The following is a 16,915-nucleotide window of genomic DNA, read 5'->3' on the forward strand; positions in this document are numbered from 1 at the left end:
CACAGGCAATCCCCACATGAACAAAGCGCTCCTTTCCCTTGCCGTCACGGCCGCGTTGTACGCGACCGCCGGCGCCGCCTTCGCCCAGGACGCCACCGGCACCGACGCCGGGCAGCGCAGCAGCGTCACCACCACCTCCAACACCACCAACTCCAACGCCACCCAGCGCGCGCGCCAGCTCGACGCGGTCAAGGTCACCGGTACCTCGCTGTCGCTGGGCGGCGGCAACATGCAGGTCCAGGACGCGCCCAAGGCCGTGTCCACCATCGGCCGCGAAGCCATCCTCAAGGCCGCGCCCGGCGCCAACTTCACCCAGATGCTGTCCAGCATCCCCGGCGCGACCTCGGCCACCAACGACGTGACCGGCCTCAACGACGGCCAGTTCTCGGTGCGTGGCTACCCGCCCGATGAGGTGGGCGTGACCGTCAACGGCGTGCCGATCAACGACTCGGGCAACTACAAGATGTACGCCACCGAGTACGGCGACACCGAGAACATGGGCGACATCACCGTCGAGCAGGGCTATCCCAGCGTGACCTCGCCGGTGATCGGCGCGGCCGGCGGCAACATCGCCTGGGTCACCGTCGACCCCACCGCCGAGGCGGGTCTGGACTTCAGCCAGAGCGCGGGCAGCAACGGCTACCACCGCACCTTCCTGCGCTACAACACCGGCGACACCGGCCCGCTGCGTTCGTGGATCTCCTACTCCAACAACGAGACCAGCCTGTGGCGCGGCACCGGCAAGTCGCTGGTGACCAAGGTCGACGCCAAGTCGGTGTGGACCATCGACGAGGACAACTCGATCACCGGCTCGCTGCAGTACAACCGCGAGTTCAAGAACAACTACCGCAACGTCACCAAGGCCCAGGCCCACCAGAACTACCACTTCGGCTACGACGGCAACTACAACCCGGCCGTGCCCAGCGCCTATGCCTGGATGCAGACCAACCCGTTCCGCAGCTGGATCGCCAGCCTGGACGGCGAGTTCACCCTGACCGACTCGCTGCACCTGTCCGTGGTGCCGTACATGGTCTACGGCTACGGCGGTGGCGGCAGCGGCACCACCCAGAACGAATCGGCCTATGGCGGCATCGACGCCAACAAGGATGGCGACACGCGCGATGCGAACGTGCCGATCTATCAGATGTACACCTCTGATACCTACCGTCCCGGCATCCACGTCAAGTTCAAGAAGGACTTCGGCCTCAACGACAGCCTGGAATTCGGCGCGCTCTACGAGCGTCCCCGCAACCAGCAGAGCCGCAACCTGATGCCCACCAGCATCGACGGCGATCCGTCCAACCTGTGGGGCCAGGACAACGAGGACATGCTGACCTATCCCAACGGCAGCGCCCTGCAGACCTACCGCTCCTACTCCATCACCGACACCAAGCGTCTGTTCGCGACCAACACCTGGACGCCCAACGACCAGTGGACCGTGACGCTGGGCGGCGCCTACACCTGGGTCAACCGCAAGGGCTGGTACACCAACCTGCCGGATTCGGGTATCGCGACGCGCGGCACCAGCCTGGGCGAGGTGACCGGCGAGGGCGAGGCCAAGTACAACAAGTTCACCCCGACCGGCGGCGTCAAGTTCCAGCTCGACGAGCGCAACCAGTTCTACTTCGGCATCGGCCAGGCCTACCGCGCCCCGATCAACACCGCGGCGCTGAACTACTTCTACAGCAAGGCCGCGGCCGCGGCGCTGGCCCAGCCCAGCGGCACGATCAAGCCCAAGCCCGAGTCCTCCTGGACCGCCGACCTGGGCTGGCGCTTCTACGGCGATCAGATCAGCGCGATGGTCGACATCTACAGCAGCAAGTTCAAGGACAAGCAGGTCAGCGGCACCGACCCGGTCAGCAAGGCCTCGGTCTACACCACGCTGGACAAGGTCGATGTGACCGGCATCAACGGCGAGGTCAGCTACAAGTTCAACGACAACTGGTCCACCTACGCCTCCTACGCCTACAACAAGTCGGAGATGAAGAGCGATCTGACCGTGGCCGGCGTCACCTACGACACCGACGGCAAGACCATGATCAACGCGCCCAAGAACGTGGGCTACGTCGCGGTGAACTACGACCAGGGTCCGTTCTGGGCCAGCGCCAACGCCAATGTCCTGGGCGGCATCTACGCCGACTGGGAGAACCGCGCCCACGCCGGCGGCTACACCACGATCAACCTCAATGGCGGCTGGAACTTCGCCGATGCGGGCTGGCTGAAGAAGCCCTACATCAAGGTCAACCTGTGGAACGTGGCCAATCGCAAGGCCTTCACCTGGGCCTCCAGCGTGACGACCTATCGCTCGGTCGGTACCGATACCTACCAGCTGCTGCAGGACCGCACCTTCATGGTGACGGTGGGCGGTTCGTTCGACCTGTAACGCCGGGCTGCCGCGCAGCCGCGGGCCACGGTCGGCGCTGCGCGTTTCATCGTCCGCGGGGCCTCGTCCCCGCGGACCCTGCGTCTGTCGCCCTGCCTGCAGGGCGGCGGACGCGATGCGAGATCTTTCCACGCGCTCGATGGTCCGCTCCCAGCGCGTGATGTGCGGAGATCGCGACCTCGTTGCGTCCGCGCTTCCCGACGATCGGCGCCGCTTGTCCGGTCCGTGCGTCTCCTTCTCCTATTCCATACCGGAGGTCCTATGTTCCGTCCTCTGATCAAGCTCCTGCTGCCGGCGTTGCTCGGCCTGTGCGCCATGCCGGCGCTCGCGCAGAAGCCGCTGGCACCCAAGGTGCTGGTGATCACCATGTTCGCGCCGGAGGCCGCGCCCTGGCGCGAGGCCGAGCGCTTCGACACGCAGGTGCCCGTGCCGGGCCTGTCGCCCAAGTACCCGACCGTGGACTGCACGCGCGCCGGGCTGTGCCTGATGACCACCGACATGGGCCTGGCCAATGCGGCCAGCTCGGTCGCCGCGCTGGTGGCCTCGCCGCGCTTCGACCTGCGCCGCACCTACTTCCTGATCGCCGGCATCGGCGGCGTCGCGCCGGAGCAGGGCACGCTGGGCTCGGCGCACTGGGCACGTTACGCCATCGATGGCGGCCTGATGCGCGCGGTCGATCCGCGCCAGCAGCCGGCCGGCTGGTCGTCCAACCTGCTGATGCTCGGCGCCACCGCGCCGGGGCAGAAGGTCGAGCACCGCACCGGGACCGAGGTGTTCCAGCTCGACGAGGCCCTGCTGCAGAAGGCCTATGCCCTGAGCGCGGGCGTGCCGCTGGAGGACAGCGACGCGGCCGCGGCCTATCGCCTGCAGTATCCGCAGCCGGCCGCGCGCGCCGTGCCGGCGGTGAGCATCTGCGACAGCCTGACCAGCGACACCTACTGGCACGGCAGCCTGATCGCCACGGCGATGGAGGCTTACGTGCAGCTGACCCACCGACGGGCGCGGCCACTACTGCATCACGCAGATGGAGGACAATGCCACCCTGACCGCGCTCCAGCGGGGAGCCGAGGCGGGCAGGCTGCAGTTCGCCCGCGTCGCCCTGCTGCGCACGGCCTCCAATTTCGATCGCGAGGCGCCGGGACAGGACGTGGGCGCCTCGCTGTCGGCCAAGTCCGGTGGCTTCCTGCCATCCACCCACAACGCCTACCGAGTCGGGCATGCGTTGACCGAGGCCATCCTGGCGCACTGGGAGGCGTGGTCGCACGGCGTGCCGAAGGAATGACCCCATGCCTGCCAACCTCGCTTCCTCCCGTCCACTGCGCGCGCTGTCGCTGGCGGCCCTGGCCCTGCTGATGGCCGCGCCTGCGCTGGCGCAGAGCCGCCGCCAGGGCGCCGAGCTGCCGCAGATGCGGCTGTCCCAGCGGCCGCTGATCGTGGCCCACCGCGGCCGCGCCACCCCCGACGGCGCCGAGAACAGCCTGGTGCAGATGCAGCAGGTGGCCAGCCACCAGATCGGCGTGGAAATGGACCTGGCCGCCAGCCAGGACGGCGTGCTCTATCTGCTGCACGACGCCACCCTCGACCGCACCACCACCGGCACCGGCCCGATCAAGGCGCAGACCAGCCAGGCGCTGGACGCGGTCAAGCTCAAGGACGGCCACGGCAAGCCGACCGACGAGGCCCTGCCGCGCCTGACCAAGGTCCTGGACTGGGCCGCCGGCGTGCCCGACGTGATCCTGATGATCGATCTGAAGGGCATCAAGGCGGCGACGCTCGCGCCGCTGCTGCGCGAGCGCAAGCTGCAGGACCGCGTGATCCTGCTGACCTTCGAGCGCGGCGCGGCGGCCGAGGCGCTGGCCAGTGCCGATGGCGCCATGGTCTCGGTGCTGATCAAGACCCAGTCCGACGCCAACTACTACAAGCGCATCGCCGCCGGCCGGCCGCTGGCGATGTACGTGCCGCAGGATTCGAAGAACAAGGTCTTCGGCTACGCCAAGACCGCCGGCGCGGTGCTGGTGACGGACGTGATCGACGGCGAGGGGGAGGACAGCGCGGCGCTGAACGCCAAGGTCGCCAAGCAGGGCTGCAAGGCCTATCTCGACTACATCGATGCGCACTACACCGATGTGCTGGTGACCAACCACCCCAAGTGCGCGGCGCAGACCCTCAAGGCCTACGTGCCGACCACGGACAACGGGCCGCATTGAGCGGCCGTCGTTGCCTCTTCGACGCTGGTGGGGAGTCTTGAGTTAGGTTCTTCTCCTGATCGAGGGATCGCGGGGCGTTCGCGTTCTTGCTTCCTTCGGAGGCGCTGCGGTCAGGCGGGCTGTAACCGCTTATCCCTCGATCAGGGAATCCTGCCTCCTGCCGTAAGGCGCTCTGCCTCCTGCCTCGCTCGTCGCGGACACCGCCCACCGCACCTCTGCCTTGCGCGGTGAGTTGGAGGGCTCCGGATCGTGGGAGCAGCTGTCTCGCAGTGGCATGCCTGTAGAGCGGAGCTTGCTCCGCTGCTCTTCGTTCGGTTCGCGGGGACGGCCCCAGCGGAGCGAGCTCCGCTCTACAGGTGGGTCCGCCTGGTGGGCGGACCGAGCAGAGGCGCCATCCAGGGTCGGGTCGAGGCGGGTTTAAGAGGCGTGCCCACCGGCCCGGTCCTCAGGCCATCAATACGTCCACATTCCCGTGCACCGGCGAGGGATCCCGAATCAGGGCAGCCCGGCCAGCCAGTCGTCGTCGCTGCCTTCGTTGATGTCGGCGAACAGCGGCGTGGAGAAGTAGCGCTCGCCCGTATCGGGCAGCATCGCCAGGATCACCGAGCCCGGCACGGCCTTCTCGGCCACTTCCAGCGCGGTGGCCAGGGTGGCGCCAGCGGAGATGCCGACGAAGATGCCTTCCTCGGCCGCCAGCCGGCGCGAGGTCTCGATCGCGCGCTCGTCGGTGACGGTATAGAGCTCGTCGTAGACCTCGCGGTTGAGCACCTCGGGCACGAAGTCGGGGGTCCAGCCCTGGATCTTGTGCGGCTTCCACTCATCGCCCTTCAGCAGCGCCGCGCCGGCCGGCTCGGTGGCGATGATCCTGGTCTCCGGGCGCGCGACTTTAAGCACTTCGCCCACGCCGGTCAGGGTGCCCCCCGTACCCCAGCCGGTGACGAAGAAGTCCAGGCGCTGGCCGGCGAAGTCGCGCAGGATCTCCGGGCCGGTGGTGTTGCGGTGATAGGCCGGATTGGCCGGGTTGGCGAACTGGCTAGCCAGGAACCAGCCGTGCTGCTCGGCCAGTTCCTTGGCCTTGCGCACCATGCCGCTGCCGCGCTCGGCGGCCGGGGTGAGGATGACCTTGGCGCCATAGGCGCGCATCAGCTTGCGGCGCTCGATGGAGAAGGTCTCCACCATCGTGGCCACGAACTTGTAGCCGCGCGCCGCGCACACCATCGCCAGCGCCACGCCGGTATTGCCCGAGGTGGCCTCGACCACCGTGTCGCCCGGCTTGAGCAGGCCGCGGGCCTCGGCGTCGAGGATGATCGCCAGCGCCAGGCGGTCCTTGACCGAGCCGCCGGGATTGAACGACTCGACCTTGGCATACACCTTGGTGTGCGCCGGCGCGAGGCGATGGAGCTTGACCACCGGGGTGCGGCCGATGGTGTCCAGGATGTTGTCGTAGATGGCCATGCGAAGACGTCTCTTCCGATTAGAAGGGTGGGATCAGGCGGCGCGCGACAGCGTGGGCGCGTCGATGTTGTCGGGATGTTGTGATGCCGGCGCGGCCAGGGGCGCATCGCCGTGCCAGTGCAGCGTGTGCGCCAGCGCGGCGACCTCGCCCAGGATCAGCAGGGCCGGCGAGCGCACCTGGTGGTGGCGCGCGGTCTCAGCCAGGTCGGCCAGAGTGCCGGTGACCACGCGCTGGGCGCGGCGCGAGCCGTTCTCGACCAGCGCGAAGGGCGTAGCGGCGGCGCGGCCGTGGGCGATGAGGCGCTCGCGGAAGGTTTCCAGCCCGGCCACGCCCATGTAGACCGCCAGGGTCTGGCGTTCCTGCGCCAGCGCCTGCCAGTCCAGCGTGTCCAGGGAGTCGCGGCAGTGCGCGGTCACCAGGCGCAGGCCCTGCGCGTGGTCGCGGTGGGTCAGCGGGATGCCCGAATACGCCGCGCAGGCCAGCGCCGCGGTGATGCCGGGCACCACCTCGAAGGCGATGTCGTGGGCCTTGAGGAATTCCAGCTCCTCGCCGCCGCGGCCGAACACGAACGGATCGCCGCCCTTGAGCCGCACCACGCGCCGGCCGGCGCGGGCGTGTTCGAGCATCAGCGCGTGGATGTCGTCCTGGCGCGTGCTGTGGCCCTGGGCCGACTTGCCCACCTCGATGCGGGTGGCGTCGCGGCGGGCCATGGCCAGCACCTCGGCGCTGACCAGGCGGTCGTGCAGGATCACGTCGGCCTCGTTCATCGCGCGCAGCGCGTTGAGCGTGAGCAGGCCGGCATCGCCCGGGCCGGCGCCGACCAGCGTGACGGTGCCGGCGTGGGCCTGGGCGGCGCTGGACAGCGCGCGCTGCAGCTCGGTCTCGGCGGCCGCGTCCTGGCGCTGGCGCAGCAGGCGCGGCACGGTGCCGGCGAGCAGTTGCTCGAAGAAGCGGCGGCGAGCGCCCATCTCGGGGAAGCGCGCGCGGATGCGGGCGCGCTGCCGGCCGAGCAGGGCGACCAGCGACCCCCAGGACTCGTCCAGCAGCGTCTCCAGCTGCCGGCGGATGTGGCGCGCCACCATCGGCGCATGGCCGCCGCTGGAGATGGCGATCTGCAGGGCGCCGCGCTCGACCAGGGCCGGCACCTGGAAGCTGGACAGCTCGGCGTCGTCGACCACGTTGGCCAGCAGGCGCCGCGCGGCGGCCGCATCGGCCACCGCGCGATTGACCTCGCCTTCGTCGGTGGCGGCGATCACCAGCCATACCCCGTCCAGCCAGTCGGGCGTGAAGCTGCCCGGCTGCCAGGCGATGCGGCCCTGCTCGGTCCACTGCGCCAGGCGCGGGGTCAGGGTCGGTGCGCCCACGTGGGGGAGGGCGCCGGCGTGGAGCAGGGCCTCGACCTTGCGCTCGGCCACCGCGCCACCGCCGACCACGCGGACGGCACGGCCACGCAGGTCGGCGAACAGGGGAAACAGGGCAGCGCTCACGGGTGGGTCCGGGTCGAGAGGGCCACGACGCTACGCCCGGCTTATGACGGTCGGAAATGACTTGCCGCTGCGTTCAGATAACCCTACGTTATAAGCAGTGGTGGCCGGAACACGTACATTCGTTTTCCCCATAAGCGGCCGCGCCGCACCTCGCCAGCGATCCTTCCGCAGATGACCCTGACCCAGCTCCGCTATCTGGTCGCCATCGCCGACGCCGACTTCAACATCACCCTGGCGGCCGCGCGCGTGCACGCCACCCAGCCCGGTCTGTCCAAGCAGCTCAAGCAGCTGGAGGACGAGCTGGGCTTCCTGCTGTTCGTGCGCAAGGGCCGCAGTCTTGAATCGGTGACCCCGGCCGGCGTGGAAGTCATCCAGCGCGCCCGCGCCGTGCTGTCCGAGGCCAACAACATCCGCACCTACGCGGCCAACCAGCGCCGCGAGAGCCAGGGCCAGCTGGTGCTGGCCACCACCCACACCCAGTCGCGCTTCGTGCTGCCGCACGCGGTGGCTCAGATCAAGCGCGCCTATCCGCAGGTCAGCGTGCACCTGCAGCAGGCGGCCGAGGCCGATGCGCTGGATCTGCTGGGCCAGGGCGATGCCGACATGGCGGTGATCAGCACCTCCGGCGACACGCCCGCGGCCGGCCTGGCCGTGCCGCTGTACCGCTGGCGCCGCCTGGTGGTGGTGCCGCGCGGGCACGCGCTGGACCGCAAGGGCGCAGCGCCGGACCTGGCCGCCCTGGCGGGCCAGCCGCTGATCAGCTACGAATCCTCAACCCGGCCCGGCTCCTCGCTGCAGCGCGCCTTCGTGCACGCCGGCCTGGAACCCAACATCGCGCTCACCGCACTGGATGCGGACCTGATCAAGACCTACGTGCGCACCGGCATGGGCGTGGGCCTGCTGGCCGAGATGGCGGTCAATGCCGGCGACGCCGACCTGCGCGCCTGGCCGGCGCCGGCGGAGATCAGCGAGTGCATCGCCTGGGCGGTGCTGCCGCGCGAGCGGGTGCTGCGCGACTACGCGCTGGATCTGGTGCACGTGCTGGCGCCGCAGATCGACAAGCGCGACCTGCGGCAGGTGATGGATGGCAACCGCGAGCCGGACTGGCCGGTGCCGCCGACGTGGGAAGCGTTGACCCAGACCATCACGAGTTGAGGGTCCGCGTCAGCGAGCGCCAGGATGAGCGCAGGCGCGAGCGACCAGACCGATCTCGAAGTCGTCATTCCCGCGCCTGCGGGATCCAGGCGAAAGTCCCCTTGCTGTTGCGCCGCGTCACGCCCTGCAAAACCGTGCGCGCTACGATCCGCCTCCCCCGCGTCCATGCAACGTCTTTCGAGGAGGCCATCGTGCCCAAGTACGTGATCGAACGTGACATCCCCGGCGCGGGGAAGCTGACGCCCGCCGAGCTCAACGGCATTTCCCAGCAATCCTGCAGCGTGCTGCACGGGATGGGGCCGCAGATCCAGTGGCTGCACAGCTATGTCACCGACGACAAGATCTATTGCGTCTATATCGCGCCGGACGAGGCCAGCGTGCGGGAGCACGCGGCCAAGGGAGGATTTCCGGCCAATTCGGTCGCCCAGGTGCGCACGGTGATCGATCCGACCACCGCCGAAGCCTGATGCCCCTTCAGGGATCGACCCCAACGCGACGCTGATCCGGCGCGTTGCCGTCCGCCAGGCCGGCTCAGGCCAGCGGTACCACCACCCGAAAGCGACTCCCGCGCCCCTTGCGCGTGTGCACTTCCACCGGATAGCCCAGCGTCTGCGCGGTGCGACTGACGATCCACAGGCCCAGGCCCAGGCCTTCCCCGTGCGGATTGGCCTGGCGGAAGGCGCTGAAGATCTCGCGCGCGTCCTGCGCGTCCATGCCCACGCCGGTGTCGAGCACCTCGATCGCCACCTGGTCGCCGTGGCGGCGGCAGCCGATCAGCACCGAGCCGTTCTCGGTGTACTTGACCGCGTTGCCGAGCAGGTTACCCAGCAGCGTGGACAGCAGCGTGCGATGGCTGCGCACGCGCAGGGAGGTCGGGACATTGCGCAGGCGCAGGCCGCGCTGCTGCGCCGGACGGCGCCAGGTGGCCAGGATGTCGTCGATCACGTCCTGCAGGGGCAGGTCGATCAGGTCGGGGCGCACCTCGTCGCCGCCGGCGATCGCCAGGCTGGCCAGCTGGTCGAAGCCGCGGCTGATCTGCCCCAGCGAGACGCGCGCGTCGTCCAGCGCCGGCAGGGTGGGGGCGTCGCTGGGCAGGGTGCGGCGCAGCTTCTCCAGCGCATAGCCGGCGCTGCGCAGCGGCGTCTTGAGGTCGTGGCCGGCGATGGCCATCAGCCGCGCGCGGTAATGGTTGGCTTCCTGCGCCATGGCCAGGGTGCGGCGCAGTTCCATCAGGGCCATGGTCTGGCGCGCCAGGGCCTGCAGAGCGTCGAGCTGTTGCGGGGTGATGCTGCGCGGCAAGGTGTCGAGCACGCACAGCGAGCCCAGCGGCAGGCCGTCGGGGCTGCGCAGCACCGCGCCGGCGTAGAAGCGCAGGTACGGCTCGCCGCTGACCAGCGGGTTGCAGGCGAAGCGCGGCTCGGCCAGGGTGTCCTCGACCACCAGCACCGCGTCCTCCAGGATCGCGTGGGCGCAGATGGACGAGTGCAGCGGGGTCTGCTGCGCGCCCATGCCGACTTCGCTCTTGAACCACTGGCGGTCGGCATCGACCAGGCTGATCAGCGCCATCGGCGCATTGCAGATCAGCGCGGCCAGGTTGGTGATGTCGTCGAAGGCGGCCTCGCGCGGTGTATCGAGGATCGCGTAGGCGTGCAGCGTCTCCAGCCGCAGCGTCTCGTTGACGGCGCGCGGCGCGGTGGACGCGGCGCACTCCAGGGGCGGCGTGGCGCGCGGGGGCGGGCTGACGGCTGGCATGCGAAAGGGGCTTCCTGGCGGAGGCGCTGCGCCGCGGCGGACCGCCGCAACGGGGGGCGGACAGAGTAGGGCGCGGCTTGGCCCCGGCTGTGAAGGTTCTTACACAGCCGTGCCGGCCGGTCGCCGCCGGCTTCTCACTTGCCGGCCGGAGGCTCTAGACTGCGCGCCATGCTGCGCCACCGCCGCTTCCTGGGACTGATGCATCGGCTCGCCCTGCTGGGCGCGCTGCTGATGGTCGTGGCGCCGGTGGTCAGCCGCTGGTTGCAGTGGCATGGCCCGGCCGAGCCGCTGCGCGTCCTGACCGCGCTATGCACCAGCGGCGGCATGCGCCTGGTCGATCTGGGCGGCGCCGCGCCGCAGGCCGCGGGCCACGGCGACCACGCGCCGAACCTGGCGATGGACATGGCCGGCATGGACCACGCCGCGCCCGACGGCATGCCTGTCGATCATCACGAGGGCATGGCCTGCGACTACTGCCTGCTGGCCGCGCGGCTGCTGCCCTTCGTCCTGATCCTGCTGTTGCTGCCGCTGCTGCAGGCGGCGCCCTCGCTGTTGCCCGAACACCGGGCCACGCCGCGCCAGGCGTTGCCCTGGCCGGCCCACGCCGCACGCGGACCTCCGCACACCCTGGTCGCCTGATCCCACCGATCCGCGCGGGCGCTCGCCTGCGCGGGCGTCGACCCGTGTGCTGTGCTGGAGTGTCCCGATGTCTGTTTTCCGCCCCGCGACGGCCGTGCCGTCGCGCCTGGCGTGCGCGCTCGCGTGCGCCCTGTCGTCCCCTTGCGTGTTCGCCGCCGATGTCGATCCGGTCGACGACGCCCACACCTTCGCGCCGCTGGTGGTCACCGCCGTGCGGCCGTCCACGCCGCTGACCTGGACCACCGACCCGCGGCTGCCGCGCCAGCCGGTGCCGGCCAGCGATGGCGCCGATTACCTCAAGACCATTCCCGGCTTCACCGCCATCCGCAATGGCGGCACCAATGGCGACCCGGTGCTGCGCGGGATGTTCGGTTCGCGCCTGAACGTGCTGACCAACGACGGCGCCATGCCCGGCGCGTGCCCGGCACGCATGGACAATCCGCTGAGCTATGTCTCGCCGGAGACCTACGACCGCCTGACCATCGTCAAGGGCCCGCAGACCGTGCTGTGGGGGCCGGGCGCCTCGGCCGGCACGGTACGCTTCGAGCGCGACACGCCGCATTTCGAACGGCCCACGCTGCAGGCGCAGGGCAGCGCGCTGGGCGGCTCGCGCAGCCGCAACGACCAGAACCTGGCCGTGACCGGCGGCGACGCGCACGGCTATGCGCGGGTGACCGCCAGCCGTTCGGCGTCGGACGACTACAAGGACGGCGCCGGCGATGTGGTGCCCTCGAAGTGGCGCAAGTGGAACACCGATGCGGCCATCGGCTGGACGCCCGATCCCGACACGGTGCTGGAGGTCAACGCCGGCGTCGGCGATGGCCTGGCGCGCTATGCCGGGCGCGGCATGGACGGGCGCCAGTTCCGCCGCACCAGCGTTGGCGCGCGCTTCGAGCAGACCGGCCTGCCCGGCGCCTGGGAGTCGATCAAGGCCAGCGTCTACGCCAACGATGCCGACCACATCATGGACAACTACAGCCTGCGCACGCCCAACCCCGACTCGGCCATGCCGATGCCGATGGCGGCCAACGTCGACCGCCGCACCAGCGGCGGACGGATCGCCTCGGAATGGGCCTGGGACCATGCGGGACTGACGGCCGGTGTGGACTGGCAGGCCAGCCGCCACCGCAGCCGCAATGCGATGGACCGCATGCCGTATGAGCCCTGGCAGCGCGATGCCAATCTGGGCAACCAGGGCGTGTTCTCCGAACTGACCCTGCATCTGGCCAAGACGCAGCGGGTGATCGTCGGCGCGCGCCTGGACCGGGCGTCGGTCAAGGATCTGCGCGCGCAGGCCAGCGGCATGGCGATGGACGATGGCATGGGGTCCGGGATGGGCATGGGCGCCGCGATGCCCAACCCGACCTTCGGCCAGATCCGTCGGCAGACGCTGACCTCGGGCTTCGCCCGCTTCGAGGCCGATGCGGGCGATCTGCCGCTGACCTGGTATGCCGGGCTGGGCCATGTCGAGCGCATGCCCGACTACTGGGAACTGTTCTCCGCCGACCGCGGGCCGGTGGGCGCGGTCAACGCCTTCGCCGCGCTGCGGCCGGAGAAGACCACGCAGCTGGACATCGGCGCGCAGTACAAGAGCGCGCGCGTGGATGCCTGGGTCTCGGCCTATGTGGGCCGCATCGATGACTATCTGCTGTTCACCTATACCGCGGGCGGGATGATGGGTCCCAGCTCGCAGGTGGGCAACGTCGACGCCGACATCCATGGCGCCGAGGCCGGCCTCGAACTGCGCCCGGCCGATGGCTGGAAGCTCGGCGGCAGCCTGGCCTGGGCCTGGGGCGCGAACCGCAGCGACGGCCGTGCGCTGCCGCAGATGCCACCGCTCGAAGCGCGGGTGAATGCCTCCTGGGAAGGCCGGCGCTGGTCGGTCGGTGCGCTGCTGCGCGCGGTCGCCCGCCAGGACCGGGTCAGCGTGGGCCAGGGCAATGTCGTCGGCCGCGACCTGGGGCCGAGCGCGGGCTTCGCCACCTTCGCGCTCAACGCCGGTTACCGGCTCAGCGACGCCTGGCAGCTCACCGCCGGCGTGGACAACGTGTTCGACCGCGACTACGCCGAGCACCTGAACCTGTCCGGCAGCGCGGACTTCGGCTTCCCCGCCGATCCGGTGCGCATCCACGAGCCCGGCCGCACCGCCTGGGTGCGGCTGGGCTTCAAGTACTGAGCAACGCGCGGCCACCCGTGCGGCGCGCGTCACCGGTGCCGGGCATCGCGCCCGCACCGCATGAATCGAAAGGGATCGAAGATGACGTGTTGTTCTCCACCTCTGATCAGGACCGTCGGCTGGGCGCTGACGGCCTGTGCGTTGTACGTGCCGGTTGCCGTCGCGCAGACCTTCGGCGCCGATGAGCGCGATGCCGTGTTGACCCTGGGCAAGGTCCACGCCCAGGGCGCCAAGCGCGGCGCCTTGCCCGCGCGCAAGGTGCTGAGTTCGGTCGATGTGATCGGCGCCGATCAGGTCCAGGACCAGCACGTGGACAACAGCTGGGAGCTGTTCGCCAAGGTGCCGGGCATGCAGCTGACGCCGTTCCGCATGGGCACCGAGGCGGGCCGGTTCTCTTTCCGCGGGTTCAACGGCGAAGGGCGCATCAACGCGGTCAAGCTGCTGATCGACGGCATTCCCAGCAACGACAACGCCGGCGCCATGCCTTACCTGGACTCGGTGATGTCGGGGGACATCGCCGCCATCGAAGTCGTGCGCGGCACCAACGATGCGCGCTATGGGCTCAACGCCATCGCTGGCGACGTGAATCTGGTGACGCGCGTGGGTGGCGACGAAGGGCATCTGAGCGTCACAGCCGGCAGCTTCGGCACCCGCGAGGTGCAGCTGTCCAAGGGCTTCGAGACCGGGCCGTGGACGCAGAACTACTTCCTGGGCTGGCGCGACTCGGAGGGATATCGCGACCATGCCAAGGCGATCAAGCGCAACTTCGCCGGCAAGTGGGGCTTCAACGCGCCCGAGGGCGACTGGAGCGCGCTGCTGAGCACGCGCTACTACCACAACCAGGCGCAGGAGCCCGGGTATTTCCCCACTTACCTGCAGGCGCGTGCCGCGCCGCGCGACGCGGTGGCCTATGCGGCGGCCGACGCCGGCGAGCGTCAGACCACGCAGACCGCGCTGCATCTGGACGGCCTGATCGGCAGCGACTGGACCTGGAGCGGCAAGGCCTACGTCAATCGCTACACCAATGCGCGCTACGTGCGCTTCTCCCAGGCCGGCAGCCAGCAGGAGCGCGACAACGACGAGACCCAGCGCGGCGCCATCGCCACCGCCACCTGGACGCCGAGCCGCGTGCTGGCCGTGGAGACCGGCGTGGACGCGCAGTGGCAGGACAACACCGCGCGGCGCTGGCGCACCGCCGCGCGCCAGCGCCTGGCGCGCACGCGCGACTGGGACTACACGCTGCAGACCCACGGCGCCTACGTGCAGGCCGTGCTGCAGCCGCTGGAGGGCCTGCAGCTGGTGCCGGCCTATCGCATCGACCGGGTCGACGGACATCTGGACGACCGCCTCACCGGGCGGCGCTACGACGCCTATGGCTACGGCACAATCCGCCAGCCCAAGCTCAGCGCCTCCTACGCGCTGGGCGCGGCCTGGACCGCCTATGCCAACTGGGGGCGCAGCTTCCAGATCGGGGCCGGCGACGGCGCCTACCGCACCACGGTCCACGACCTGGGGCCGTCCATCAACACCGGCTGGGAGGCGGGCCTGAAGTTCGTGCCGGCCACTTGGCTGAGCGGACGCGTGGCCTATTGGGAGCAGCGCGCCGACGGCGAAGTCGCCACGGTGCTGGGCGCGACCGGGACCGGCAGCGACGTGGTCAATGTCGGGCGCACATTCCGCCGCGGCGGGGATGCGCAGGTCAATCTGCAGCCGGACGCGCGCTGGAACGCGTGGCTGGCCTATTCGCGGCAACGCGCGACGGTGGCGCGCGCCGCGCCCGGCGCGCTGCAGACCGAGGGGCGCGACATCGAGAACGTGCCGCACTGGCTGGCCTCGGCCGGCGTCGATTGGCAGGTCAGCGACCGGCTCAGGCTCAGCGCTTGGGGCAACGGCCAGGGCGACTATCACCTCGAACGCACCAACACGCTCGGCCGCTACGGCGGCTACGCGCTGGCCAACCTCGGCGCCAGCTGGACGCTGGATGCGCGCAACGAGGTCTCGCTGCAGCTGAAGAACCTCACCGATCGCTTCTACGTCTACGCCTGGTACGACAGCGGCCTGTACGGGTTCTCGCCCGGCGACGGGCGCGGGCTGTACGCCAGCTGGAACTGGAGCTTCTGATGGCCAGCACCGCCGCCGCGCAGGCACCCGCGACGAATGCTGGCGCGCTGTATCGCGCGATCTGGCGATGGCACTTCTACGCCGGGCTGCTGGTGCTGCCGCTGCTGGCCTGGCTGGCCATGACCGGGGCCGGCTTCGTCTATCACCGGCCGCTGGACCGGCTGGTGCATCAGCAGCTGCTCATTGTCGCGCCCGCCGCGCCCGGCGAGCGCCCGGCCACGCCGCAGCGCATCGTGCAGGCGGCCCTGGCCGCGCAGCCGGGGCAGGTGTTCCGCTACACCACGCCGGCGGCCGCCGATGCCTCGGCGGAGGTCGGCATCGTGGCCCCGGACGGCGCGCGTCGGGTGGTGTATGTGGATCCGGTGCACGCGCGCGTGCTGGGCAGCCTGGCCGATCGCGGCACATTCGGCTGGACGCTGCGCCGCCTGCACAGCCTGGACCTGCTCGGCGACGGGGCCCGTGCGCTGGTGGAGCTGGCCGCGGGCTGGGCCATCGTGCTGGTGCTGACCGGTGTCTACCTGTGGTGGCCACGCGGCACCGTGCGCATCCCCAGCAAGCGCGCGCCCACGCCTGAGCGGGGACGCACGCTGGTCGGCGTGGTCACCGTGCGCGGCAGGCCGTCGCAGCGCCTGTTCTGGCGCGATCTGCATGCGGTGGTCGGCATCGGCGCGGGCGCGGCGGTGCTGTTCCTGGCCATGTCGGGCATGCCCTGGTCATGGCTGTGGGGCGCGCAGGTCAACAAGTTGGTCAACGGCCACAACTTCGGCTATCCCGCCGGCCTGCGTGTGCAGCTGCCGATGTCGCAGGCGCGCGTGGCCGACAGGGCCGACCAGGCCTGGTCGCTGCAGCAGGCACGCGTGCCGCAGTCGGCCGCGCATGCGGCCATGGCCGACATGCCCGGCATGGAGCACGCCGGGCATGGGGCGGGCCATGCGAGTGCGGCGCAGCCAGGCGCGATCGGGCTGGATCGCGCCGTGGCGGCGTTCGACGCGCGCGGCATCGGCGCCGGCTACAGCGTGTCGATGCCGCAGGGGGCGCGCGGGGTCTATACCGCCTCGCTCTACAACGGCGTGCTGGACCAGCAGCGCGTGATCCACCTGGACCAGTACAGCGGGCGAACCCTGCTCGACATGCGCTATGCCGACTACGGCCCGGCGGCCAAGGCGCTGGAATGGGGCATCAACGTGCACATGGGCGACGAGTTCGGCAGCACCAACCGGGTGCTGCTGGTGCTGGCCTGCGCCTGCACGTTGGTGCTGTGCATCAGTGCCGCGGTGATGTGGTGGAAGCGGCGTCCGCGCGGCGGGCTGGGTGTGCCGCCGCTGCCGGCGCAGCCGCGGACGCTGAAGGTCGTGGCGGGCATGCTGGCGGTGGGCGGGGTGCTGTTCCCGCTGGTGGGCGCCTCGTGGCTGGTGATGCTCGCGGTGGACCTGGGATGGGTGCAGCCTCGCCAACGGGCGCGGCGCGCATGAGATAACAGCCGGCGGCGGCCGGCGCGTTGGCAACGGGCAAGACGTCGTTCAACCTTGAAGGAGAGGG

12 protein-coding genes are annotated in these 16,915 nt (G+C 70.3%); 9 read left to right on the top strand and 3 right to left on the bottom strand.

Annotation, left to right across the window (positions count from 1 at the left end; all coding sequences use genetic code 11):
* Positions 1-16: 16 nt before the first annotated feature.
* From QE438_RS00105 to QE438_RS00115, 3 genes are all read left to right on the top strand, one after another.
* Positions 17-2,383, top strand: coding sequence for a TonB-dependent receptor (locus QE438_RS00105; protein ID WP_130530890.1), 2,367 nt, complete (start codon positions 17-19; stop codon positions 2,381-2,383).
* Between the two features lie 261 nt (positions 2,384-2,644).
* Positions 2,645-3,736 carry a purine nucleoside permease gene (locus tag QE438_RS00110; protein ID WP_309731137.1) on the top strand — a complete coding sequence of 364 codons (1,092 nt, stop codon included), beginning with the start codon at positions 2,645-2,647 and terminating at the stop codon, positions 3,734-3,736.
* Complete coding sequence (locus tag QE438_RS00115) at positions 3,670-4,590, top strand: glycerophosphodiester phosphodiesterase family protein (RefSeq protein ID WP_306993379.1); 921 nt, start codon at positions 3,670-3,672, stop codon at positions 4,588-4,590. The genes QE438_RS00110 and QE438_RS00115 overlap by 67 nt, the downstream gene beginning before the upstream one ends.
* A gap of 495 nt (positions 4,591-5,085) precedes the next feature.
* Here QE438_RS00115 and cysK read toward each other — a convergent pair whose 3' ends face one another.
* Positions 5,086-6,045 (bottom strand): cysteine synthase A, encoded by a 960-nt coding sequence (cysK, locus tag QE438_RS00120; protein WP_306993376.1) that lies wholly within the window; start codon positions 6,043-6,045, stop codon positions 5,086-5,088.
* A gap of 33 nt (positions 6,046-6,078) precedes the next feature.
* Positions 6,079-7,533 carry a siroheme synthase CysG gene (gene cysG, locus QE438_RS00125; RefSeq protein ID WP_306993374.1) on the bottom strand — a complete coding sequence of 485 codons (1,455 nt, stop codon included), beginning with the start codon at positions 7,531-7,533 and terminating at the stop codon, positions 6,079-6,081.
* Positions 7,534-7,704: 171 nt separating this feature from the next.
* Here cysG and QE438_RS00130 point away from each other — a divergent pair, with 171 nt between their 5' ends.
* Together QE438_RS00130 and QE438_RS00135 are read left to right on the top strand one after the other, a co-directional pair.
* Positions 7,705-8,688 (top strand): LysR family transcriptional regulator, encoded by a 984-nt coding sequence (locus QE438_RS00130; RefSeq protein ID WP_131660140.1) that lies wholly within the window; start codon positions 7,705-7,707, stop codon positions 8,686-8,688.
* A gap of 101 nt (positions 8,689-8,789) precedes the next feature.
* Entirely contained in the window at positions 8,790-9,155 is a 366-nt protein-coding gene (locus tag QE438_RS00135) for a DUF4242 domain-containing protein (RefSeq protein ID WP_306993372.1), read from the top strand.
* Positions 9,156-9,219: 64 nt separating this feature from the next.
* Here the strand turns inward: QE438_RS00135 and QE438_RS00140 are convergent, their stop codons facing one another.
* Positions 9,220-10,440, bottom strand: coding sequence for a GAF domain-containing sensor histidine kinase (locus tag QE438_RS00140; RefSeq protein ID WP_306993370.1), 1,221 nt, complete (start codon positions 10,438-10,440; stop codon positions 9,220-9,222).
* Positions 10,441-10,608: 168 nt separating this feature from the next.
* On the opposite strand from QE438_RS00140, the gene QE438_RS00145 reads away from it, so the two are divergent.
* From QE438_RS00145 to QE438_RS00160, 4 genes are all read left to right on the top strand, one after another.
* Positions 10,609-11,079: a DUF2946 family protein gene (locus QE438_RS00145; RefSeq protein WP_306993369.1), complete on the top strand. Its 471-nt coding sequence runs from the start codon at positions 10,609-10,611 to the stop codon at positions 11,077-11,079.
* A 67-nt stretch (positions 11,080-11,146) separates the two neighbouring features.
* A complete protein-coding gene (locus QE438_RS00150) occupies positions 11,147-13,255 on the top strand; it encodes a TonB-dependent copper receptor (protein WP_306993367.1) in 2,109 nt (702 codons plus the stop codon).
* Positions 13,256-13,453: 198 nt separating this feature from the next.
* Entirely contained in the window at positions 13,454-15,376 is a 1,923-nt protein-coding gene (locus tag QE438_RS00155; RefSeq protein ID WP_306996206.1) for a TonB-dependent receptor, read from the top strand.
* Positions 15,376-16,848, top strand: a complete 1,473-nt coding sequence (locus QE438_RS00160; RefSeq protein WP_306993365.1) for a PepSY domain-containing protein — start codon at positions 15,376-15,378, stop codon at positions 16,846-16,848. Before QE438_RS00155 ends, QE438_RS00160 begins: the two co-directional genes overlap by 1 nt.
* The last annotated feature ends 67 nt before the right edge of the window (positions 16,849-16,915 follow it).

The sequence above is a fragment of the Pseudoxanthomonas sp. SORGH_AS_0997 genome (assembly GCF_031453535.1).
Lineage (GTDB): Bacteria > Pseudomonadota > Gammaproteobacteria > Xanthomonadales > Xanthomonadaceae > Pseudoxanthomonas_A > Pseudoxanthomonas_A winnipegensis.